Source organism: Klebsiella sp. GN_Kp190, assembly GCF_040061795.1.
Classification (GTDB): Bacteria; Pseudomonadota; Gammaproteobacteria; order Enterobacterales; family Enterobacteriaceae; genus Klebsiella; species Klebsiella michiganensis.
Genome location: NZ_JBEAFN010000020.1, coordinates 15,983 through 36,610, shown reverse-complemented (window position 1 = coordinate 36,610; position 20,628 = coordinate 15,983). Strand labels below are relative to the sequence as shown.

General features: G+C 58.8%; 21 protein-coding genes. 8 read left to right on the top strand and 13 right to left on the bottom strand.

What is annotated here, in order from left to right:
- The first annotated feature begins 32 nt into the window (after positions 1–32).
- The 3 genes from ABLU67_RS13695 to ABLU67_RS13685 are packed head-to-tail and all read left to right on the top strand — an operon-like array spanning position 33 to position 2,283.
- Complete coding sequence (locus ABLU67_RS13695; protein ID WP_032749045.1) at positions 33–839, top strand: MetQ/NlpA family ABC transporter substrate-binding protein; 807 nt, start codon at positions 33–35, stop codon at positions 837–839.
- The gene (locus ABLU67_RS13690; protein WP_014229467.1) at positions 836–1,627 is read left to right on the top strand and encodes an ATP-binding cassette domain-containing protein; all 792 of its coding nucleotides are present in this window, start codon (positions 836–838) and stop codon (positions 1,625–1,627) included. Before ABLU67_RS13695 ends, ABLU67_RS13690 begins: the two co-directional genes overlap by 4 nt.
- Positions 1,624–2,283: a methionine ABC transporter permease gene (locus ABLU67_RS13685; RefSeq protein WP_348852340.1), complete on the top strand. Its 660-nt coding sequence runs from the start codon at positions 1,624–1,626 to the stop codon at positions 2,281–2,283. Before ABLU67_RS13690 ends, ABLU67_RS13685 begins: the two co-directional genes overlap by 4 nt.
- Positions 2,284–2,314: 31 nt before the next feature.
- Here the strand turns inward: ABLU67_RS13685 and ABLU67_RS13680 are convergent, their stop codons facing one another.
- Positions 2,315–3,361 carry a nitronate monooxygenase gene (locus ABLU67_RS13680; RefSeq protein WP_348852339.1) on the bottom strand — a complete coding sequence of 349 codons (1,047 nt, stop codon included), beginning with the start codon at positions 3,359–3,361 and terminating at the stop codon, positions 2,315–2,317.
- A gap of 92 nt (positions 3,362–3,453) precedes the next feature.
- Here ABLU67_RS13680 and ABLU67_RS13675 point away from each other — a divergent pair, with 92 nt between their 5' ends.
- Positions 3,454–4,290: a LysR substrate-binding domain-containing protein gene (locus ABLU67_RS13675; RefSeq protein WP_116280541.1), complete on the top strand. Its 837-nt coding sequence runs from the start codon at positions 3,454–3,456 to the stop codon at positions 4,288–4,290.
- On the opposite strand, the gene ABLU67_RS13670 is transcribed toward ABLU67_RS13675, so the two are convergent.
- Together ABLU67_RS13670 and ABLU67_RS13665 are read right to left on the bottom strand one after the other, a co-directional pair.
- Positions 4,273–5,460, bottom strand: coding sequence for a YbfB/YjiJ family MFS transporter (locus ABLU67_RS13670; RefSeq protein ID WP_049080278.1), 1,188 nt, complete (start codon positions 5,458–5,460; stop codon positions 4,273–4,275). The two genes, ABLU67_RS13675 and ABLU67_RS13670, sit on opposite strands and share 18 nt — an antisense overlap.
- A 207-nt stretch (positions 5,461–5,667) precedes the next feature.
- Positions 5,668–6,288, bottom strand: coding sequence for a LysE family translocator (locus ABLU67_RS13665; RefSeq protein WP_064357378.1), 621 nt, complete (start codon positions 6,286–6,288; stop codon positions 5,668–5,670).
- A gap of 156 nt (positions 6,289–6,444) precedes the next feature.
- Between ABLU67_RS13665 and ABLU67_RS13660 the strand changes: the two genes are divergently transcribed.
- Positions 6,445–6,834 carry a VOC family protein gene (locus ABLU67_RS13660; protein WP_064357376.1) on the top strand — a complete coding sequence of 130 codons (390 nt, stop codon included), beginning with the start codon at positions 6,445–6,447 and terminating at the stop codon, positions 6,832–6,834.
- Between the two features lie 3 nt (positions 6,835–6,837).
- Here the strand turns inward: ABLU67_RS13660 and ABLU67_RS13655 are convergent, their stop codons facing one another.
- Together ABLU67_RS13655 and ABLU67_RS13650 are read right to left on the bottom strand one after the other, a co-directional pair.
- Positions 6,838–7,056, bottom strand: a complete 219-nt coding sequence (locus ABLU67_RS13655; RefSeq protein WP_025105738.1) for a hypothetical protein — start codon at positions 7,054–7,056, stop codon at positions 6,838–6,840.
- Positions 7,057–7,105: 49 nt separating this feature from the next.
- Positions 7,106–7,552, bottom strand: a complete 447-nt coding sequence (locus ABLU67_RS13650) for a hypothetical protein (RefSeq protein ID WP_064378169.1) — start codon at positions 7,550–7,552, stop codon at positions 7,106–7,108.
- A 195-nt stretch (positions 7,553–7,747) separates the two neighbouring features.
- Between ABLU67_RS13650 and ABLU67_RS13645 the strand changes: the two genes are divergently transcribed.
- Positions 7,748–8,938 carry an MFS transporter gene (locus ABLU67_RS13645; RefSeq protein WP_032719162.1) on the top strand — a complete coding sequence of 397 codons (1,191 nt, stop codon included), beginning with the start codon at positions 7,748–7,750 and terminating at the stop codon, positions 8,936–8,938.
- Positions 8,939–9,130: 192 nt separating this feature from the next.
- On the top strand, positions 9,131–9,421 hold the full coding sequence (locus ABLU67_RS13640) for a hypothetical protein (RefSeq protein ID WP_025105740.1): 291 nt from the start codon (positions 9,131–9,133) through the stop codon (positions 9,419–9,421).
- Positions 9,422–9,456: 35 nt separating this feature from the next.
- Here ABLU67_RS13640 and ABLU67_RS13635 read toward each other — a convergent pair whose 3' ends face one another.
- The 6 genes from ABLU67_RS13635 to ABLU67_RS13610 all read right to left on the bottom strand — a co-directional run bounded on the left by ABLU67_RS13635 (position 9,457) and on the right by ABLU67_RS13610 (position 17,198).
- The gene (locus ABLU67_RS13635) at positions 9,457–12,570 is read right to left on the bottom strand and encodes an efflux RND transporter permease subunit (protein WP_049103881.1); all 3,114 of its coding nucleotides are present in this window, start codon (positions 12,568–12,570) and stop codon (positions 9,457–9,459) included.
- Positions 12,567–14,036, bottom strand: coding sequence for an efflux RND transporter periplasmic adaptor subunit (locus ABLU67_RS13630; RefSeq protein WP_348852338.1), 1,470 nt, complete (start codon positions 14,034–14,036; stop codon positions 12,567–12,569). The genes ABLU67_RS13635 and ABLU67_RS13630 overlap by 4 nt, the downstream gene beginning before the upstream one ends.
- Positions 14,036–15,283, bottom strand: a complete 1,248-nt coding sequence (locus tag ABLU67_RS13625) for a TolC family protein (RefSeq protein WP_064381076.1) — start codon at positions 15,281–15,283, stop codon at positions 14,036–14,038. The genes ABLU67_RS13630 and ABLU67_RS13625 overlap by 1 nt, the downstream gene beginning before the upstream one ends.
- 13 nt (positions 15,284–15,296) lie before the next feature.
- Complete coding sequence (locus ABLU67_RS13620) at positions 15,297–15,665, bottom strand: copper-binding protein (RefSeq protein WP_014229479.1); 369 nt, start codon at positions 15,663–15,665, stop codon at positions 15,297–15,299.
- Between the two features lie 72 nt (positions 15,666–15,737).
- Positions 15,738–16,157, bottom strand: coding sequence for a hypothetical protein (locus ABLU67_RS13615; protein WP_004851141.1), 420 nt, complete (start codon positions 16,155–16,157; stop codon positions 15,738–15,740).
- Positions 16,158–16,397: 240 nt separating this feature from the next.
- Positions 16,398–17,198 carry an MBL fold metallo-hydrolase gene (locus ABLU67_RS13610; protein ID WP_143439715.1) on the bottom strand — a complete coding sequence of 267 codons (801 nt, stop codon included), beginning with the start codon at positions 17,196–17,198 and terminating at the stop codon, positions 16,398–16,400.
- A gap of 185 nt (positions 17,199–17,383) precedes the next feature.
- Between ABLU67_RS13610 and tam the strand changes: the two genes are divergently transcribed.
- Positions 17,384–18,136: a trans-aconitate 2-methyltransferase gene (gene tam, locus ABLU67_RS13605; RefSeq protein ID WP_187228215.1), complete on the top strand. Its 753-nt coding sequence runs from the start codon at positions 17,384–17,386 to the stop codon at positions 18,134–18,136.
- A gap of 233 nt (positions 18,137–18,369) precedes the next feature.
- Here the strand turns inward: tam and ABLU67_RS13600 are convergent, their stop codons facing one another.
- Positions 18,370–18,810 carry a GNAT family N-acetyltransferase gene (locus tag ABLU67_RS13600; protein ID WP_025105746.1) on the bottom strand — a complete coding sequence of 147 codons (441 nt, stop codon included), beginning with the start codon at positions 18,808–18,810 and terminating at the stop codon, positions 18,370–18,372.
- A 329-nt stretch (positions 18,811–19,139) separates the two neighbouring features.
- Entirely contained in the window at positions 19,140–20,591 is a 1,452-nt protein-coding gene (locus ABLU67_RS13595) for a tagaturonate reductase (protein WP_048263407.1), read from the bottom strand.
- Positions 20,592–20,628: the final 37 nt, after the last annotated feature.

Sequence of the window (20,628 nt, the reverse complement as noted above, 5' to 3'; positions counted from 1 at the left end):
ATAAACATAACAACAACACAAGGAATAAGATGATGAAATATGCCGCATTTAAACTGGCAGGGGTTGCACTGTCTCTCTCTCTGGCATGGAGTTCCGCCCAGGCCGCCGCGCTGCGCGTCGCCGCGGACCCGGTGCCGCACGCCGAGATCCTTAACTACATTAAGAAGATCGATCCCAGCCTCGACCTGAAAATCGTCGAACTCACCAGCGGCGTTAACGCCAACGAACTGCTGGCCAACGGCGATGTCGATGCCAACTACTTCCAGCACGTCCCCTATCTGAAAGATCAGGAGAAAGCGCTGGGCAAAACCTTCGCCGTCGCGGCGACCGTCCATATTGAGCCGCTGGGGATCTATTCGCGCAAGCATAAAGATTTTAAATCGCTGCCCGAGAACGCCACCGTGGCGGTACCGAATAACACCACCAACCTGAGCCGCGCGCTGTTCCTGCTGCAAAATCAGGGTTTGATTAAGCTGGCGGCAAAATTTACCGACCCGGCGACCACCCTGGCGACGCCGAAAGATATCGTGGAAAACCCGAAGCACCTGAAAATCCTTGAGATTGAATCACCGCAGATCCCGCGGTCGCTGGATGACGTTGACCTGGCGGTGATAAACGGCAACTACGCGCTGGAAGCCGGGCTGGTGCCGGCCAAAGACGCGCTGGGTCTGGAGAGCGCGACCCACAACCCGTACGCCAACATTCTGGTGACAACGCCGGCGCTGGCGAACGATCCGCGCATCAAGGCGCTGGCCAAAGACCTCACCTCGCCGCAGGTTGCCGAATTTATTCGTAAGCAATATAACGGCTCGGTGATCCCGGTTGCTCCTCAGTCATGATTGAGATTGTCGGGCTGAGTAAAACCTATGCCGGAACAGGCCGACCGGCGCTAAACGATGTCTCTCTGCAGGTGCCGAGAGGAGCCGTTTACGGCATCCTCGGCCGCAGCGGTGCAGGCAAAAGTACGCTGATACGCTGCCTGAATCTGCTGGAGCGGCCCACGTCGGGCCGCATTATTGTGAACGGGAACGATATTACCCGGATGGATAAAACCGCGCTGCGCGAGTACCGGCTGCGTACCGGCATGATCTTCCAGCACTTTAATTTACTTCACGCCCGCAGCGTCGCCGACAATGTCGCGGTGCCGCTGGAGATAGCCAAAGTGCCGAAAGCCGCCCGCCAGGCGCGGGTGGCGGAGCTGCTGGAACTGGTCGGGCTGGCGGATAAAGCCGCCGCCTTTCCGTCACAGCTTTCCGGCGGGCAAAAACAGCGCGTGGGGATCGCCCGCGCGCTGGCCGCGCGGCCGGATGTGCTGCTGTGCGATGAGGCCACCAGCGCCCTCGACCCCGAGACCACGGCCTCGGTGCTCAGCCTGCTGGCGGATATCAACCAAAAGCTGAACCTCACCATCGTGCTGATCACCCATGAGCTGGAAGTGGTGAAAACCCTCTGCGACCACGCAGCGCTGCTGGAGCACGGGGAGATTATTGAAAGCGGCAGAATTGCCGATTTGCTGGTGGCGCCATGGTCGCGGCTACGGCAGTCGCTGCTGCACGATCCTCAGGCAGAGCGGGATTTCCTCGCTCGCCACGGTTTTCACGGGAGGCCATTATGCGGAGTAGCATGAGTTGGGAAGATCTCTGGCCGCTGCTGCTTCAGGGCACGGTAGATACCGTTTATATGGTCGGCCTGGCGGCGCTGTTTACCGTGCTGCTCGGGCTGCCGACCGGCGTGCTGGTGTTTGTTTCACGCCGCAACGGCCTGGCGCCGATGCCGAAGCTCAACGCCGTGCTGGGCGCGATTATCAACTTTGGTCGTTCGCTGCCGTTTATCGTGCTGCTGATCGCGCTGATCCCGTTCACCCGGCTGATTATTGGCACCACCCTCGGCAGTACCGCCGCGGTGGTTCCGGTCACCATTGGCGCCTTTCCGTTCTTTGCGCGGCTGACGGAGAACGCGCTGGATGAAGTGGATTACGGGCGTATTGAGGCGATTTTATCGATGGGCGGCAATATCTGGCACGTGATCTTTAAATCGCTGCTGCCGGAAGCGCTGCCGACGCTGCTGGCCGGCATCACGCTGACCATCGTTATGCTGATCGGCTTCTCTTCGATGGCGGGCGTGATTGGCGGCGGCGGACTGGGCGATCTGGCCATTCGCTACGGCTATCAGCGCTTCAATAACGAGGTGATGTTCGGTACCGTGCTCATTCTGGTCGCGCTGGTGCAGGGCGTGCAGATGGCCGGCGACCGTCTGGTCCGCGGCCTCGCCCACCGTCGTTAACAATAAGCGGGTGGCCGCGCGCCATCCGCGATTAAAACCCGCTTTCGCGCGCCAGGGTGCGTATCAGCTCCGCTGCCGGCAGCTCGCGAATCAGGCTCACTCCCTGCCCGGCCCAGTGCGCACCGTACTGACGATCTCCCTGCGCTTTCGCCGCCGATGCCAGCGCCTTTCCGGCGTCGTAAGCCACGGGATAAGCCGGAATCAGCGGCGGATCGTTTATTTCACGCCAGCCGTTAACCAGACATCTCGCCGGGCGTCCGGAAATGACCGAGGTTAAAACCGTTTGCCCGTCAGATGCGCTTTTAAGGGCCTCACGGTATCCGCCATCCGTGGACGATTCCGGGCACAGCAGAAACGCCGTCCCTAGCTGCGCCCCGTCTGCGCCCAGGTTCATTACGCTGTTAATTCCCGCGCCGTCCATCACGCCGCCAGCGGCGATAAGCGGTATATCGGTATGCCGTCTTATCGTCTGAACCAGAGTAAAGGTGCTCATCTGCCCGTCGGGCGCCAGCGGATCAAAGATGCCGCGATGGCCGCCGGCCTCGTAGCCCTGCGCCACCACCATATCGATTCCCTGCTCTACGGCCAGCAGCGCCTCTGCCACGCTGGTCGCGCTCGCCAGAGTGACGATCCCCTTTTCCCGCAGTCGGCGAAGGGTTTCACGATCCGGCACGCCAAAATGAAAGCTCACCGCCGCCGGAGTCAGGTCGAGCAGCAGCTCGGCCATCCGCGGCTGCTGCTGAAAACTGAGATAAATTTCCGCCAGCGTCTCCGGCGGCAAGCTGCCAAAGCGCGCAAATTCCGGGCGCAACCGCGCCAGCCACCGGGCTTCACGCTGCGGATCCCTTACCGCCGGGGCGTGGCAAAACAGATTGACGTTAAACGGACGGGTGGTTAAGCGCCGGGTCCGGTTAATCAGCGTTTCAGCCTGCTCTACGGTTGACGAGCCCAGTCCCAGCGAGCCGAGCGCGCCGGCCCCGCTGACCGCTGCCGCCAGTTCCGGCGTCGACACGCCGGCCATCGGCGCCTGAATAATGGGGTAATCAATATCAAGCTGCTGCGTAAGCCTGTTGCTCATGGTTTGCCCTGTTGAAATTTGTGCGTTCGGGCCATTAAAATCTCTTTTAGAGATGATAAGATCAACATTATTTTCAAATTAAGAATAAAAATATGAACCACACCACATTAGAGATTTTTAAAACGGTGGCGCAAGAGCGCAGCGTCACCCGCGCGGCAAAGCGGCTGGGGCGCGCCCAGTCCAATATCACCACCCGCATTCACCAGCTGGAAGAGGAGCTGGGCGTGGAGCTGTTTGCCCGCGGCAATAAAAGGATGCTGCTGTCCCCCGCCGGTGAACATTTTTTGGGCTACGCGCTGAAGATCCTCAGCCTGGCCGAAGAGGCCAGACAGGCGCTGCATCCGGCGACGCCGGGCGGCAATTTACGCATGGGGGCGATGGACGCCACCGCCGCCAGCCGCCTGCCGCCGCTGCTTCCCCGGTTTCGCGCGCTGTGCCCGGAGGTGACGCTCACCCTCAAAACCCAGCCCACCCGTCAGCTGACCCAACAGGTGCTGGACGCCGCGCTGGATTGCGCGCTGGTGAGCCTGCCGCAGGGAACGCCTCCGCCCGATGACCTGGAGTACGTATCCATCTTTAAAGAACAGCTGCTGCTGGTGCTTCCCGCCAGCCCACAGCGCTTTCGCTTTGCCGCCTTTGCGCAGGGCTGTACCTACCGGACGATAGGCGAAGCGTTTCTGGCGCATTCAGAGGAGGTGGAGAGCGAGATCCAGGACGTCGGCTCCTATCACGCGATGCTCGCCTGCGTCGCCTCCGGCGGCTATGCCGGTATCGTGCCGCAGAGCGTGCTCGATACCCTGACGCTGCCCGAAGCCAGCCAGCTGCGGCCGGTTGGCCAGGCGATCACCCAGCTTATCTGGCGCAAAGGCTACGCGTCCCCCGCTCTCGAGAAAATGCGCCAGCTTCTGGAGTCAGCCTCCGACCTTTGACGCTCGCCCCGCCCCTGCCGCCACCAGCGCGGCGGCAGCCAGCAGCGCAATGGCGGCCGCGCTCAGCGAAGGATTAAACGACCCGCTGCGGTCATACAGCGTTCCGGCAACCAGCGGGCCGACGATTTGCCCGATGCCGTAGGTCGCGGTCATGGCGGCAATCATATTGAACGAAACCAGATGATTAAGCCGCCGCCCCTCGGACAGCGCGATGGTCACGGTGCCCAAAAAGGTGCAACCCACCAGCAGCGCGCTCAATATGCAAAACGGTAACGCATGGCTCCACGCCGGGAGAATGACGCCGATTGCCTGAATCAGCAAATTAAGGGTAAACGCGCGTCGGTAGCCGAGCTTGATGACCAGCCGGTGCCAGATAAAGCAGGAGGGAACGGCGGCGAGGCCGAAAATGGCCCAGATCTGCACCGGATCGATAACGTTCAGCGAACCGCTGAGAAACAGCGGAAGATAGGTGGCGGTAATAATGTAGCCGAAGCCGGCCAGGCCATAAATCAGCAGCAGTTTCCACGCCTCCCGCCCCCGCCCCTCGCCCTCCTCGCGGTGTGCGGTCGCGGCGGGTTGATAAGCGATAAGGTAGTCGGCGGGGCTCAGCAGCAGACGCAGCGCGAGAACAAAAAGCACGCCAGAGCTTATCGCGCATATCAGCCATATCTGCTGGCTGGAGAGCGCCAGCGCCTTCCCCAGGGAGATAAATTCCGCCGACAAGAATATCCCCATTCCGACGCCAGAAAAAAGCACCGGCGCGCCGTTAGGGTGCTTCATATGCTGCAGAAGCCAGAGGGAGGCGGCGATCAGCGTCACCGCGCTGAGTAATCCGGCAATTCCGCGCACCACAATAATCGCCAGGGGGGAAACCAGGAACGCCAGTAAGGCCAGGCACACCAGCGTCAACAGTGCGGAAAGCAGGCTTAGCCACCTGGCGTCCGCGGGCCTGGCTTTCGCCAGCAGCAGCGCGCCGGCCAGATAGCCGGCATAGTTCGCCGAAGCGGCAAGATTACCTTCACGCAGCGTCAGCAGCTGCTCATTGAGCATCAGCGGCAGGATCCCGGTATAGGCAAACCGGCCATAGCCCATGCCAACGATCAGCACGACCGAACCGGCCAGCGCCAGCAGAAAGGCCTTCCATTCCGGCCTGGTTGCAAAAACGTTCACCCACTCCCCTCCATTATTATTCTCAAATAAAGAATCATAAATAACAATCATTCTTTATTTATTATGATTTCGCTTGCCACGATGCGCAAGCAGCGCCATGCGGCAGCGCCCGGCCTGCGGGGAGAAACTTTACGGCAACGGCCGGGGGATGCTTCGGCGAGTAACGAAATGTGGAGTGAGGCGCTGGACATCCTTGTCCAGAGGGATTTAACGGTGGCTAAAAGCCAGTCTGGCAGCAAATAACATAAAGAGGCCGCCGGTTGCGCGGTCCATCCACCGAATAAATAGCGGCGTCTTTAATAGCCGAGCGGCAGAGCGGCTGGTCAGGATTAGCGTTAACGACCAGAGCGTCCCGATCGCCACATGGATGGCGACCAGCAGGAACGTCCAGACGATGGGCGAGTGGCCGGTCGGAATAAACTGCGGCAGGAAAGAGACGTAAAAGATCCCCATTTTCGGATTGAGCACATTGCCCATCATCCCTTTTAAAAACCAGTTACTTGCCGGCGCCGCCGCCCTGTCCTGATGAACAAAATGGCCGCGCGGCTTGAGAATTAACTGAATGCCCAGCCAGCATAAATAGGCGGCCCCGCACCATTTGAGCAGGTCATAAGCCAGCTCCGATGCCGCCAGTAGCGCCCCAAGACCGAAGGCGACCGCAGCCCCCCAGATAAAACATCCCGTATCAATGCCCAGCGCCGCCTGAAAGGCTTTTTTTCCGCCTTCAACGGTAGCGGTTCGCAGGATTAAAGCGGTATCCAGGCCTGGGGTAAGGGTGAGCAACAGGGCAGCAAAAGAGTAAGCAAGAAGGGAATCAGCAACGGACATTTTCTCTCTCCGAAAGCGAAGATTCTAGATAAAACCCGCCGCAGAGACAATCGAATAAATTCGCTTTGCCGGGCGCGTTAAAAGCTCTTTGTGACAAATGGCCGCCGCAAAAGCGGATACAGTCAATCGACCAAACCTTTATCGATACAGGCTGTTATGACGCTTAACGCTATCCGCATCGCCAGGCCGGTCACCGACCTTTCACTCAGTTGCCACATGTACTGCACAGGCCTTGGGCTGGAGCAAATCGCGCAGTTTGCCGATCATGACGGCTTTAGCGGCGTAATGATCGGACGCCGCGATCTCGGCTGGCATCTTGAATTCACCCTCTGCCATCATCTTCCGGTGAAGCCCTCTCCGGGCGAGGAAGATTTGCTGGTGCTTTATTACCCGGAAGCCGCGGAATGGCGGGAACAGTGTGCGAAAATGCTGACCGCCGGTTTTGCGCCGGTCAGCGCGTTCAATCCGTACTGGAATGTGAACGGTAAAACCTTTGTCGACGGCGACGGTTATCGCGTGGTGCTGCAAAACAGAAGCTGGCCATAGACGCTACTCCATAAGCCGGACGTCAGGATGGCGCGGGCTTGCCGCTTCGTGAAAAATATCGCCCAGCCAGCCGGGAATTTCCGCCTCCGGGAGATCGTCCGGGATGATGATCCCACGCAGCGGCGAACATTTCTGCTCGTTCAGATCGACGCGGAAAAGTAGCCAGCGTTCGCCCTGGCGCTGGACGCCAATATGGCGCCCGAATACGTCATAAATCAGCATTCCATCACCCTGCCGATCGCAGGGGATGATGGGCGGCTCATGCATGCCATTAGGCTTTGTCCTCGCGCAGCCACGGGGTCACGGTAATCCCTGTCAGCAGCCCTTCCGGGCTCAGCAGCCGCGTGACGGTTTGCCCCCACGGCTCAATGCGGTTGTCCACCAGCAGACGATAGCCTCTGGCCTTCAGCGCGTCGGTGGCGGTGTTGATATCGCGCACTTCAAACTCGACCCACGCCTGCGGCACCGGCAGATAGTCAGGCCAGAGATCGGCGTCAAAGCAGGAGCGCGCCGCCTGCGCCAGCGGCCACAGGGCAAAATGTTTTACCCCGCCGATGGCGTCATGTTCGGTCAGCAGATACTCTTCGTTACCGGGCATCGGTTTTAGCGGCAGGCCCAGCGCAGCCACATAAAACTCCCTGCTGGCCGGCGTCGATTGCGTTATCGGCCCAAAGCCGGCGACAAAAAGCACATCCATACCGTCTAAATCGTATTCCATACTCTCTCCTGTCATTATCCGTGATGCGTTAACAGATTTTATACTCTGCCGCGCACGACTTGCCCAGAATCCTCTTTTCTCATGACTATTTTTAGTGCGTTTGCCTGAATCATTGAGAAAACGCATGCTCTGCTCGTTGCGCCCGACGGCGCTGCGCTATGCTTAGCTTCCCTTTGGTTTTCAATACTTCGCGTTATGACCACTTCCGCCTGCACCACTCAGCTTAATCTGCGTATTATTTCTATCGTTGTTTTTACCTGTATCTGCTATCTCTCTATTGGCCTGCCGCTCGCCGTACTGCCGGGCTATATCCACTATCAGCTGGGCTATAGCCCCTTTATCGCCGGCGTGGTCATCAGCCTTCAGTACATCTCAACCCTGATCAGCCGCCCGCATGCGGGCCGCTACACCGACATCTGGGGGCCGAAAAAAGTCGTCAGTCGGGGGATTGTTTGCTGCCTGCTCAGCGGTCTCTTCACGCTGCTCGCGGTCTTGCTGCAATCCTCGCCGCCGCTGGCCGTTGCCGCGCTGTTGGTGGGGCGCATTTTCCTCGGCGTCGGGGAAAGTTTTACCGCCACCGGCGCGACCCTTTGGGGGATCAAAACCGTCGGTGCGATTCACACTTCGCGGGTGATCTCGTGGAACGGCGTGGCGACCTACGTTGCCATGGCGGTCGGCGCCCCGCTGGGTGTCATGCTTAACGGCTATTTTGGCATCAGCGGATTTGCCGCCGTGGTGATCCTGGCGGCGGCGGTTGGCCTGCTCTATGCCCGTACGCGGCAGGACGTCAGCGTGACGGCGGGGATCAGAGCGCCGTTTCATGTGGTGGCGCGCAAAATCTGGCCCTACGGGCTGGGGCTGGCGCTGGGTACCGTCGGTTTTGGGGTTATCGCAACCTTTATTACCCTCTACTTCTCCGCCCATAGCTGGCAAGGCGCGGCGTTTACCCTCTCCCTGTTCAGCATCGGTTTTATCTGCATCCGCCTGATCCTGGGCAACACCATTACCCGCTACGGCGGCGTGCCGGTATCGTTAATCTGTTTTGCGATCGAATGTATCGGCCTGCTGATCATCTGGTCGGCCTCCTCGGCGTGGATGGCCGGAATGGGCGCCTTTCTCACCGGCTCGGGCTTTTCGCTGGTCTTCCCGGCGCTTGGCGTGGAAGCGGTGAAACAGGTTGAAGAACAGAATCAGGGCACCGCGCTGGGTACCTATTCGGCCTTTCTCGATCTGGCGTTGGGATTAACCGGTCCGGTCGCCGGCTGGGTGGCCGGTTATTACGATCTGGAGACTATTTATTTGTTGGCGGCGGCGGTGGTCGCGCTGGCATTTATCTTGATTTTGCGCATTTACCTGCAACAACGCGCTGCTTTACCGCGAACCTGAGGAAGCATCGTCGAAAGATAACCGGCGCTAATATGGGTAAAAAATTAATCAATAATTGACGGCAATTCGGCTTCCGTGCCACCATCGCTTCAGCGTCCGGCAAGCGGCGCGATGGTGGTACGGGTGAATATCAGAGACCGCATGTTTAAGGTCCATGCCCGTCCGCAACCTGATTCTGGCGGGAATAAAGACATGCACCAAAGTTTTAATCAGCGCGTTCATTTCTATTACTGCATTCTGGTGGCGCTGAAAATACACGCAAAATCGAAGAAATCAGGCGGTGTCCGCGGGAAAAATAATTTCCTGCTCAAGTGGCTGCGCAAAGCGCAGGACAACAATATATTCCACCCGGATATTACCAGCGAGATCGAATGGCTGCGCGGCAAAATCATTCAGGCCGGCTACGATACCGACCTTGAACCCATGCTCGATTTTGTCTACGCCACCGCCAAACGCGCGGAAGATCTTAAGAACGCCGACTGATTCACGCCCGAGCCGCCTGGCCCGGGCGTTGTACTTTAGCGTTTGTTACGGTGCGTCAGGAGATAGACTGCCGGGATCACCAGCATCGAGAGCAGCGGCGCGGTGATCATCCCGCCGATCATCGGCGCGGCGATACGCTGCATCACCTCCGATCCGGTGCCCCCTCCCCACATAATCGGCAGCAGTCCGGCCATGATTGTCGCCACGGTCATCACTTTCGGGCGCACGCGCAGCACGGCCCCTTCATGAATCGCCTCGTTGAGCGCGCGATCGTTCAGCTCGGGGCGGCGTTTCGCGATCGCCTGGTTCAAATAGAGCACCATAATCACCCCGAACTCCGCCGCCACGCCGGCAAGCGCAATAAAGCCCACGGCGGCGGCTACCGACAGGTTGTAGCCCAGCAGCCAGAGCAGCCAGACGCCGCCGATCAGCGAAAACGGCAAAGTTCCCATAATCAGCAGAGCGTCTTTAACGCGGCTGAAAGTGACGTAAAGCAGGATAAAGATAATCATCAGGGTAAACGGCAGCACGATTTTCAGCTTCGCGATGGCGCGCTCAAGGTACTCATACTGCCCGGACCAGGTCAGCGAGATGCCTTCCGGCAGCCTGACCCGTTTGCCGACCTCGCTCTGCATTTCATCAACTGCGGATTTTAAGTCGCGCCCGCGAATATCCACGTAGATCCAGTCCGACAGGCGGGCGTTTTCGCTTTTCAGCATCGGCGGGCCGTCGGTAATGGTGATGTCCGCCAGTTCCGAGAGCACTACCTGCGCCCCGCCGCTGGTCACTACCGGCAGATCGCGCAGCTTTTGCAGCGAGTCGCGCATTTCTCGCGGGTAGCGGACGCCGATCGGGTAACGTTCTCGCCCCTCGATGGTTTCGCCGATGTTATCGCCGCCGACGACGCTGGCGACGATTGACTGCAGCTCCTTCACCGACACGCCGTAGCGGGCGGCTTTCACCCGGTCGATAGCGATATCGATATAGCGGCCGCCGTCGAGGCGTTCCGCCAGCGCCGACGTCACCCCCGGTACGCTACGCACGATGCGCTCAATCTCTTCGGCGGTCTTTTCGATCTCCGCCAGATTGTTACCGTTCACTTTGATGCCGACCGGGCTTTTGATGCCGGTCGCCAGCATGTCCAGGCGATTACGGATCGGCGGTACCCAGACGTTGGCTATCCCCGGTACCTTCACCGTATTGTCGAGCTCCTCGATCAGCTTATCCATGGTCATGCCGGGCCGCCATTCGCTTTTCGGCTTGAACTGAATCGTGGTTTCCAGCATGGTCAGCGGCGCCGGGTCGGTAGCGCTGTCCGCCCGCCCGGCCTTGCCGAATACGCTTTGCACTTCAGGAATGGTCTTGATCAGACGGTCGGTCTGCTGCAGCAAGCGTCCCGCTTCGCGGCTGGAGATCCCCGGCAGCGTGGAGGGCATATACAACAGGTCGCCCTCGTCAATTTGCGGCAGAAATTCGCTGCCGAGCTGCGCCAGCGGCCACAGCGTGGCAACCAGCAGCAGGCCCGCCGCCGCCAGCGTCGCCTTCGGCCACTGCAAAACTTTATCCAGCAGCGGCTCATAGGCGCGAATCAGCCAGCGGTTGAGCGGATTGGCGGTTTCATCAGGAATTTTGCCGCGAATAAAGTAGCCCATCAGCACCGGCACCAGGGTGATCCCGAGTCCGGCGGCCACCGCCATCGAATACGTTTTGGTGAAGGCCAGCGGCGAGAACATCTTGCCCTCCTGCGCCTCGAGGGTGAACACCGGAATAAACGACAGGGTGATAATCAGCAGGCTGCAAAACAGCGCAGGCCCCACTTCCGACGCCGCGTGCTGGGCTATCTGCCAGTAGTCGGCGGAGGACGGCTGGCGTTCAGGGTGCTCGTGCCGCCACTGCTCCAGCACCTTATGCATATTTTCTATCATCACGATTGCCGCATCGACCATGGCCCCGATGGCGATCGCAATCCCGCCGAGCGACATCATATTGGCGCTGACGCCCTGATAGTGCATCACAATAAACGCGCCAAGGATCCCCAGCGGCAGCGTGATCATCGCCACCAGCGCGCTGCGGAAGTGGAACAGAAACAGCGAGCAGACCACCGCCACGACGATAAACTCCTCAATGAGCTTATGGGTCAGGGTCTCGACGGAGTTTTTAATCAGCTGCGAACGATCGTAGACCGGAACAATCTCCACGCCTGCGGGCAGGCTTTTTTGCACTTCCGCCAGTTTGGCCTTTACCGCGTTAATGGTGCTGAGCGCGTTTTTACCCGAGCGCATAATGATAATCCCGCCCGCCACCTCGCCCTGGCCGTTGAGCTCGGCGACGCCGCGCCGGATCGCCGGTCCCCGGCGCACGCTGGCGACGTCGGAGAGCAGCACCGGCACGCCGCTGCGCGCAGCGATAACCACCTGGTTAAAGTCGTCGATGGACTTCAGGTAGCCGGTGGTGCGCACCATATATTCGGCTTCGCCCAGCTCGAGCACCGAACCGCCCCCTTCCTGGTTGGCGCTCTGGATCGCGCTAATCACCTGCTCGTGGGTGACGTTCAGCGCCCGCAGCCGGTCAGGATTAAGGATCACCTGATACTCTTTGACCATTCCGCCGACGCTGGCCACCTCCGAAACATCCGGCACGGTTTTCAGTTCATATTTGAGGATCCAGTCCTGAATCGCCCGCAGGTCGCCGAGGCTATGCTGGCCGCTTTTGTCGGTAAGCACATATTCAAACACCCAGCCGACGCCGGTGGCATCCGGCCCCAGCGACGCTTTCGCTTCCGGCGGCAGGCTGCTCTGGACCTGGCTCAGGTACTCCAGCACGCGGGAGCGCGCCCAGTACGGGTCCGTTCCATCATCAAACAGCACATAGACATAAGCATCGCCGAACATCGAAAAGCCGCGCACGGTTTTCGCTCCCGGCACCGACAGCATGGTGGTGGTCAGCGGGTAGGTCACCTGATCTTCGACAATCTGCGGCGCTTTCCCCGGATAGCTCACGCGAATGATCACCTGGGTATCGGAGAGATCCGGCAGCGCGTCCAGCGGCGCCTGCTGTACCGACCAGACGCCCCAGGCGGCCATAATCAGCGTCGCCAGCAATACCAGCAGGCGGTTGCGCAATGACCAGCGGATAACGGCGGCAATCATGGCTGCTCCTTAGCGCCGTTCAGCGGCATCATTGAGGTGACTCGCGCCCCTTCATCGGTCAGGACGAAGTGAAACATCACCGACTCGCCGGGCCGCATCTGTTCCCGCAGCTGCGGCGTAATAGCAAAATCCATGATCATCGCCGGCCATTTCAGCGCCGGTACCGGCTGGTGCGCGATGGTTACCGCCTCATCGCTCACGGCCTTAATAACGCCCTGCGCTGAGTAGCTTTTTGCTTCCTCCTCTTGCCCGGCCATTTGCGGCAGCGCGCTGCGCAGGCTGGCTTCGGAGTCAATCAGGAACTGCCCGGAAGTCACCACCTTTTGGCCCGCTTCGAGGCCGGATTTAATCTCAACCAGACCATTCTGCGTTCGCCCTGCGGTCACCTCGACCGGACGGAAATGCCCCTCGCCGTCGGCGATCAGCACCCGATTGCTGGTGCCGGTGGCAATTAATGCCTCTTCCGGAATAGCCAGAACGGCGCTCTCCTGCTGCGCCTCAGCCAGCTCAACGTTCAAATACATGCCCGGCTTGAGCCGATGCTGCGGATTATTCAGCACTACGCGGGCTTTCAACGTACGGGTGGTGGCTTCGAGGTCGGGAAGCAGTTCGCTGACGGTTCCCTGAAACGCCATACCGGGCCAGCTGCCGGTGGTGGCTGTCACCTTACTGCCTTCGCGCAGCAGGCTGGCCTGGCTTTGCGGGTAATCAATCACGATCCAGACCGGATCGAGGCTGGCCAGCTCGAACAGCGGTTGGGCTGTCGTGACCTGCGCGCCGGTGCGCACATCCAGCTTGCTGACGTAGCCATCGTGCGGCGCGCGCACCGTCATGCGGGTTTGCGGTTGACCGCTGCGCTCAACGCTACGGATAACCGCTTCCGGCATAAACTGCAGCCGCAGGCGGTCGCGGGCCGCGGCGGTCAGCCCGCTATCGCCCAGCCGCCTCACCGCCAGATACTCCTGCTGCGCCGCCGCCCACTGCGGGATCCACAGCTCCGCCAGCGCCTCGTTCTTTTTCACAAACTGCTGGGAGGCGTTGACGTAAAGTTTCTCAATCAGACCGCTGGCCAGCGCCGGTACCGTTTCAACGCCCCGCTCATCAATGGCCACGGTAGCAAAAGCATTGAGCTTCATCGCCAGCGTCTGGCGGGAGACGTTCGCCGTACGGATGCCAAGGTTTTGCTGCTGGCGGGCGCTAATCTGCACGCCCCCGGCGTCTTCTCCCGCGCCTTCATCGGCGTAACGCGGCACCAGATCCATATCCATAAACGGCGATTTACCCGGTTTATCAAAGCGCGTAGCGGGGGCCATTGGATCATACCAGTACAGCACTTTGCGACCCGTTTCCGCCTGGCCGCCGCCAGCGGCGGGCATCGGCGCGCTTCGCGAACCCAGCCAGTAGCCGCCCGCGGCGGCAAGGGCGACGGCCAGCGCCACAAGGGTAAGAGCAGATTTAAGCTTCATTATTTAACATCCTGTGGAATAAGGTAGCGAATAGCGGCCCACGCATCGGCAAGCGCTTTCTCCGCATTGTTGCTGGCAATTTCTCCGCTCAGGAGATCGCGACGGGCGGCGAGCAGCTCAGGCAGCGCGGAGCTGCCGCCCCGATACTGGGCATTGACGAGACTCACCTTCTTGCGCAGCAGCGGCAGCACCTCGCTTTGCTGGCGATCGTAAATGGCTTTCGCGGCGTTATATTGCGAAATCAGCTGATACTGCTGCGCCTGATGTTCGCGCATCAATAACGTCAGCCGATCGTTGGCTTCATAGGTACGGGAGACGTCCGCTGCGTGGTCTTTGTCCTGGCGTTTGCCCTGAAAAATAGGCATATCGACGGTAAACATTACCCCCACCATGTCGTCATAATCATCACCGCGTCGGGCGTAATAAACCTCAACGCCCACGTCGGGGATCGCCGCGACTTCCGACTGACCTGATTTCGCTTTCGCCAGATCGGCTTCTCTGGCGGCCTGGATCACTTCCGGGTGAAGTTTAATCCCGGCCATTAAGTCGGCTTCGTCGGCAGGCAGACGTTCAATGCGCGGCAGCGGGCCGGAGATATCGCGGATCTCCTTCCCGGTGAGCTGCAACAGGCGTGCCTGGGCGATCTGTACATCGCGGCGGGCGTTATCCTGCTCATTTTTCATCGCATTCAGCGCCAGCTGAACGTCCAGCACGCTGCTGGGACTGGCGCTGGCGCTGCTGACGCCGGCCTTTTGTACGTCGATTTGCCGGGACGTTTCGCTAATCAACGTCTGCACCGAGCGCAGCGACTTCTGCGCCAGCGCCAGCGCCAGCCACGCCTGGGCGGTTTCCCGCTGCAGCCGGGCACGAATAACATCGGCATTAGCGGCGGTCTGGCGCGCCTCGGCGGTAATGGAGTCGGCTTTCCGTTCACGCTTGGTACTGCTGACGTAGTCCTGCATCACGCCAACTCTTTGCATGGTCATCCCCTCGCGGGTGAGACGGCCGGCGTTATTGCCGCCCAGCGGGACGTTTTCAATACCAAATTTCAGCTTCGGATCGGGGAGCTGCATCGCGGAATCCGCCATATTCTTCAAAGCGTTAACCTGATGATCGTTGGCGGAGAGCTCGGCGGAGTAGTTTTCCGCCGCCGACAGGGCCTCCGCGAGCGTCGTTGCCCAGCCGTTGGTGGACATCAGCGATAGTAAAAGCGGCAGCCCGCAGGCCGCCTTATTGAAGATGTGCATAATGACTCCGGAATTATCGCGCGGTAATTGAAACGATCGCGTAGCCGGAGTCGGTCTGGCGGAAGGTGAAATCGACCTGCTCTCCCACTGCCAGCTTTTTATCGTGGTTATCAGCGAGCGCAAAGCTCATGGTCATCGCCGGCCAGTTCAGCTCGGTAACCGGAGAGTGGGCAATCACGACGGCATCGTCGCGCCAGGCTTTAATGACCCCGCTGGCCGAATAAAGCGTGGCGGAATCATCCGCCTTCTTCATCTCCGGCATATCCGCCATGGAGGACATGGTGTGATGGTGCATCGCGGCGTCTTCCGCGCTGGCGGTAAATGCGCTGAAGGAAAAGGTCAGTACGCTGGTAATAAGCAGAAAAATAGAGGTCGAACGCATAATAAAGTCTCCGAAAAAAACATAAAGTCGCCCGCAGACCGGGCAGATCTGATGGATGTTTTTAACGGTGCGTTATTCCCTGAAACGGCAGAAGCGTATCTCAACCGGCGGACCGGTGACCGGCGGCGTGCGCCAGTCCATACGTTCAGCGCAGGTCTCCTGCTGCGGGGAAACCACGAGTAGCGCGGTTTCGGAGGGGAGCGCGTTCAGCTGTAGAGAGGTTAAAGAGTTAGGCTGCGCGGTATCGGGGTCGCAGTGCTTCTCACAGATAACTTTCTGGCCGACGTTTTCCATGCCGGGCATGTTCATCATGCCATCGACAATATGGTGAATCTGCACCTGCGGCGCCGCGGGCTGCTGCTGGCCGCCATGGTGCGCCGCGACGGCGAGCTGAAGGTTGAGCAGTAACCAACAGGCAATAACAAGCCCTGCGCGGATACGAAGCCGGCGCCGGGTTGCTTGTTTAAATAATGCCTGTAGTGACTGAATCATAGTGATATTCGCAATTAGACGACCGCTGGATTAAATCACACTCACTGCAAGAATTAAACGATATTTCAAAGAGAAAACTCCAGGTTAAATAGAATGAAGTTTCTCTATAAATATTTACACCAAAAAGGGATATCAGTATTTGACCTTCCCCTTGGGGGAAGGTGTATAGCCGGCGGATAATGTATTTAATAAAAAGCAAAAATGTTATTTATATGTAATTAGCAAAAGTGAACGCGATTATTATTCCAGCACCAACGTATCGCCGGTTGCCGGCGCGCTACTCTCCGCTAGCCACCAGCGCCCCCATGAACCGGTGCAGTGGCAGGCCATCACCTCCTCGACCTTCTGCTGGCGCAAGAACTGCTTTAGCCGACGTATCCCCCACGGCGGCGCGCTGCGCAGGTGAAGGCCGCCGATGATGGCGCGTATCCGCTGGACGCCGGTGATCTTCTGACAGTGGCGAATCGTATCGATCAATCCGCGATGTCCGCAGCCGCAGATAATGACTAACCCTCGCGTCGAGCGGTAGATCAGGACGCCTTCATCGACAATATAGTCCTCACCCTGGGATTGACCCGTCAGGAGGCCATAGGCACGCGGGTGAGCGACCGTAATCTCACCGGACCACAGCAGTCGTTCGCCGATCGCCACCGGCTCGCGGCTGTACTCCATGCGGTGGCGGGAGTAGTCGATGTCTCGCGACAGCTTTTTGACTTTCCAGTTGCGTCCTGCGAGAGATAACGCCGAGTAGCGGGTGAGTCCAATCTGCGGATGACAAATAATACGGCTGTTGTCCGGCAGCCACGGCACCCCGCCGCAGTGATCGTAATGTCCATGGGAGAGCACCGTGGCGGTCAGGTCAGATAAAGAGACGCCCATACGCTGCGCATTATGAAGAAACGTGCCGTCTGGCCCGGTATCAAACAGCACCCGGCTGGTTTCATCCTCCACAAGCAGGCTTAATCCGGGTTTCGCCTGCAGCAGGCTGTCCTGCCCCTTGCCAAGCCGGTTTTCGAGTAACACCTTAATGATTAACGCCATTTGATGACCATCCCCCTTGGTTTGCGACGCCTACTGTAGCCAACCACTGGCGGGGATGCCGTGATGAACCCTGCATAAGGAAAAGTGACAGCGTCACAACAAAGTAACATATTGATTCTGTTTAGTTGCCAGATAAGCATTGCCGTCTATGCTGATGAACGAGTTTCTCTTAACCGGAGCGCGCTATGGCAGACTGGAATCCTTCACTTTATTTGCAATTCGGGGCTGAGCGTACGCGGCCCGCCGCCGAGCTTCTCGCCCGCATCACCCACCATCCCGCCACGCTGGCCGTTGATCTGGGCTGCGGACCTGGCAACAGTACCGCTCTGCTGCGCGATGCCTGGCCAGATGCCACGATTATCGGCGTTGATAATTCTCCGGCCATGCTGGAAGAGGCCTCCCGGCGGCTACCGGACTGCCGGTTCGTCGAGGCGGATATCGCTACATTTCGCCCCGAGCGGCCGGCGGACGTGATTTATGCCAATGCTTCGCTGCAGTGGCTCACGGATCATCAGCGCCTTTTCCCATATCTGGTCAGCAATCTTGCGAAAAACGGCGTACTGGCGGTGCAAATGCCGGTGAACTGGCAAGAGCCCTCGCACGTGCTGATGCGTCAGGTTGCTGAAGAGCTGGGGCATCCGGCCAGTGGGCGGCAGCCGCTGCCGGATGTGTCGGAGTATTACGATATGCTGACCACCAGCGGCTGCGAGGTGGATATCTGGCGCACCACCTACCATCACCCGCTGGCATCGCACCAGGCCATTATTGAATGGCTACAGTCAACGGGCCTGCGACCGTTTTTACAACCGCTTGACGAACAGCAGCGCCAGGCGTTTCTCGGACGCTATCTGGAGCGGCTGAAACAGCACTATCCGTTACAGTGTAACGGAAAGGTGCTACTGCGATTTCCGCGCCTGTTTATCGTCGCGCGCCGCTAGCGCCATCGGAGTGTAAAAAGAGGGAGAGAACGCTACGGCGCAGGAAGCAGGCGCCGTAGGCCAGGTTTACCAGGACAGATGATGTACCAGAGAGAGATCCCATGCGGTGGCCAGCAGCGAAAGAAACATGATGAGGTTCACAACCGTCTCTATGCGTTTTTCCATTTTGTTACTCCTGAGTCGTTTCCCCTGTTTTACAGGGGAAATCTTAATAACTTCTTAATCTCAGATTTTCAGAGCGTCACGCGGTAACGAACATAGTCATCGGCGGGCGTAAATTCATCATACAGACGCCGGGCCGGATTATCAGTACGAGTGTGCCAGTACAGCCGCGACCACCCTTTCTCTTTCCCTTCCGCTTGCAGCGCCTGCATCAACGCCCTGGCGATGCCTTTTCCGCGCATCGGCGGGGCAACAAACAGATCTTCCAGATAGCAAACAGGCGTCTTTACCCAGGTGCCTTCGTGAAGGACACAAATCGCAAATCCAGCGATGTTGCCATCCGCCAGGGCAACCCGGCCCAGCATGGGAGAAGCGGAATCAAGCATCCGCTGCCAGGTATATTCCGTGACGTCGGATGGCTGCGGGCTACCGTAGAAACGGGTATAGCCTTCCCAAAGCTGTAGCCACTGCGCTTTGTCCTGCTGGCTCACTTCACGAATTTCAATGACCATGGGTCTCATCCCTCGTTTGGATAAGCCATTATTTTCCAGTCAGATAATTTGTTCAACCGCCGGGGGCACAATTCATCTTTTTCTCTTAATTGCCCCTGTTTCCGCTGCCGGACGAAATGGGCACAATCTTTCAGACCTGCGTTTATAAAAAAACACATAAGTATGTTGTAACTAATTAGAGTGCCAAACTAACCCGGCAGCTGCCGGGTTGAGAGTGATGCTCCATCGCTTCAGGAATGTGCCCGGATGAGTACCGGGCGGCGGCTAACGCCTTACCCGGCCGACACAATCGACGCTATTCTGGTCGTCCGTCAGCGGGATTCAGAGTATCAGCATAATGGCTTAACGGCGGCGCGCATGCCGTCGCGCAGAATAGCATCCAGATCCTGCGTGACCCGATCAACCAGACCCGGCACTTTCGTCAGGTCCTGCTCCCAGTGGGATTCAACGGACAGTACGGCTTTTACCAGCTCGCCGGTGGTGATTTGCGCATCCCGATGCTGGGCCCATAGCGCCTTATAGCTCTCCATCCATTCGGCATCATCCTGAACCGGATAGTTCTCACCGTTACGCTCGCCGCGATAAAAGGCGATCAGCGCCGCCAGCGCAAAGGTCAGGCGCGTCGGGAGAGTCCCCTCTTTCTTCTGGCCCGCCAGCAGCTGCGGCAGAATGCGGGTACGATATTTAGTCATGCCGTTCAGCGCGATAGACAGCAGCTGATGCTTGATGTACGGGTTACGGAAACGACCGGTTACCGCGCTGGCGAAGGATGCCAGCTCATCGCGCGGCAGATCGAGAACCGGAATAATCTCCTGATAAATCGCCTTCTCGACGAATGAGCAGATTTCCGCATCGTTCATCGCTTCGCCCACGGTATCCAGGCCTGCCTGGAAGGCGACCGGCACCAGCGCGGTGTGCGCGCCGTTAAGAATGGCCACTTTACGCTCTTTGTACGGTTTAATATCGTCAACAATCAGCACATTAAGCGGTAGCTTATCGAGGCGCAGCTCGGCAGCCAGGGATTTCGGCCCCTGAATGACAAACAGGTAGAAATGTTCGGCGGTATCGAGGAAACCGTCTTTATACCCCAGCTGCTCTTCAATCTGCGCGGCTTCATCGCGCGGATAGCCGGTCACAATACGGTCTACCAGGGTGGAGCAAAAAGCGTTGGCTTCATCCAGCCATGCCACAAACGCTTCCGGCAGCGCCCACTCCTGCGCATAGCGCAGCACCAGTTCCCGCAGCGCTTCACCGTTATAATCAATCAGCTCGCAGGGAACGATGACCCAGCCTTTATCCGCCGCGCCGGAGAAATGGCTGTAGCGCTCAAACAGCAGGCGGGTCAGTTTTGCCGGATAGCTTACCGCAGGCGCATCGTCGAAGCGGTCGCCCGCGTGGTAGCTAATACCCGCTTCGGTGGTATTGGAAAACACAAACCGCATATCCGGGTTGTGCGCCAGCCGCAGCAGTTCATCGTAATCCGCATAGGCGCTGATTTCGCGGTTTACCGAGCGAATCAGACGCGCATCGCTGACCGCTTCCCCTTTCTCGTTCAGGCCGCGAATAATCGTGGTGTAGAGGCCATCCTGGGTGCTGAGCGACGGCGGGAATGAGCTCTCAATCGGACGCACGATCACCACCCCGGCATTCAGGTCGGTATGCTCGTTCAGCAGATCGATCTGCCAGTCGATAAACGCGCGCAGGAAGTTACCTTCGCCAAACTGAATGATACGTTCAGGGTACTGCGCGCCCGGGAAATCGCGACGGTTTAGTGTTTTCACAAGGGTTCCCTCATAGAGTAGTCATACAACCTGAGTA

Coding starts and splice junctions, on each gene's coding strand:
- ABLU67_RS13680 (WP_348852339.1), bottom strand. CDS start 3,361: ATGAGCAACAGGCTTACGCAGCAGCTTGATATTGATTACCCCATTATT.
- ABLU67_RS13660 (WP_064357376.1), top strand. CDS start 6,445: ATGACGCTTAACGCTATCCGCATCGCCAGGCCGGTCACCGACCTTTCA.
- ABLU67_RS13615 (WP_004851141.1), bottom strand. CDS start 16,157: ATGATTCAGTCACTACAGGCATTATTTAAACAAGCAACCCGGCGCCGG.
- ABLU67_RS13695 (WP_032749045.1), top strand. CDS start 33: ATGAAATATGCCGCATTTAAACTGGCAGGGGTTGCACTGTCTCTCTCT.
- ABLU67_RS13610 (WP_143439715.1), bottom strand. CDS start 17,198: ATGGCGTTAATCATTAAGGTGTTACTCGAAAACCGGCTTGGCAAGGGG.
- ABLU67_RS13630 (WP_348852338.1), bottom strand. CDS start 14,036: ATGAAGCTTAAATCTGCTCTTACCCTTGTGGCGCTGGCCGTCGCCCTT.
- ABLU67_RS13635 (WP_049103881.1), bottom strand. CDS start 12,570: ATGATTGCCGCCGTTATCCGCTGGTCATTGCGCAACCGCCTGCTGGTA.
- ABLU67_RS13675 (WP_116280541.1), top strand. CDS start 3,454: ATGAACCACACCACATTAGAGATTTTTAAAACGGTGGCGCAAGAGCGC.
- ABLU67_RS13620 (WP_014229479.1), bottom strand. CDS start 15,665: ATGCGTTCGACCTCTATTTTTCTGCTTATTACCAGCGTACTGACCTTT.
- ABLU67_RS13690 (WP_014229467.1), top strand. CDS start 836: ATGATTGAGATTGTCGGGCTGAGTAAAACCTATGCCGGAACAGGCCGA.
- tam (WP_187228215.1), top strand. CDS start 17,384: ATGGCAGACTGGAATCCTTCACTTTATTTGCAATTCGGGGCTGAGCGT.
- ABLU67_RS13600 (WP_025105746.1), bottom strand. CDS start 18,810: ATGGTCATTGAAATTCGTGAAGTGAGCCAGCAGGACAAAGCGCAGTGG.
- ABLU67_RS13685 (WP_348852340.1), top strand. CDS start 1,624: ATGAGTTGGGAAGATCTCTGGCCGCTGCTGCTTCAGGGCACGGTAGAT.
- ABLU67_RS13625 (WP_064381076.1), bottom strand. CDS start 15,283: ATGCACATCTTCAATAAGGCGGCCTGCGGGCTGCCGCTTTTACTATCG.
- ABLU67_RS13645 (WP_032719162.1), top strand. CDS start 7,748: ATGACCACTTCCGCCTGCACCACTCAGCTTAATCTGCGTATTATTTCT.
- ABLU67_RS13665 (WP_064357378.1), bottom strand. CDS start 6,288: ATGTCCGTTGCTGATTCCCTTCTTGCTTACTCTTTTGCTGCCCTGTTG.
- ABLU67_RS13640 (WP_025105740.1), top strand. CDS start 9,131: ATGCACCAAAGTTTTAATCAGCGCGTTCATTTCTATTACTGCATTCTG.
- ABLU67_RS13655 (WP_025105738.1), bottom strand. CDS start 7,056: ATGCTGATTTATGACGTATTCGGGCGCCATATTGGCGTCCAGCGCCAG.
- ABLU67_RS13650 (WP_064378169.1), bottom strand. CDS start 7,552: ATGGAATACGATTTAGACGGTATGGATGTGCTTTTTGTCGCCGGCTTT.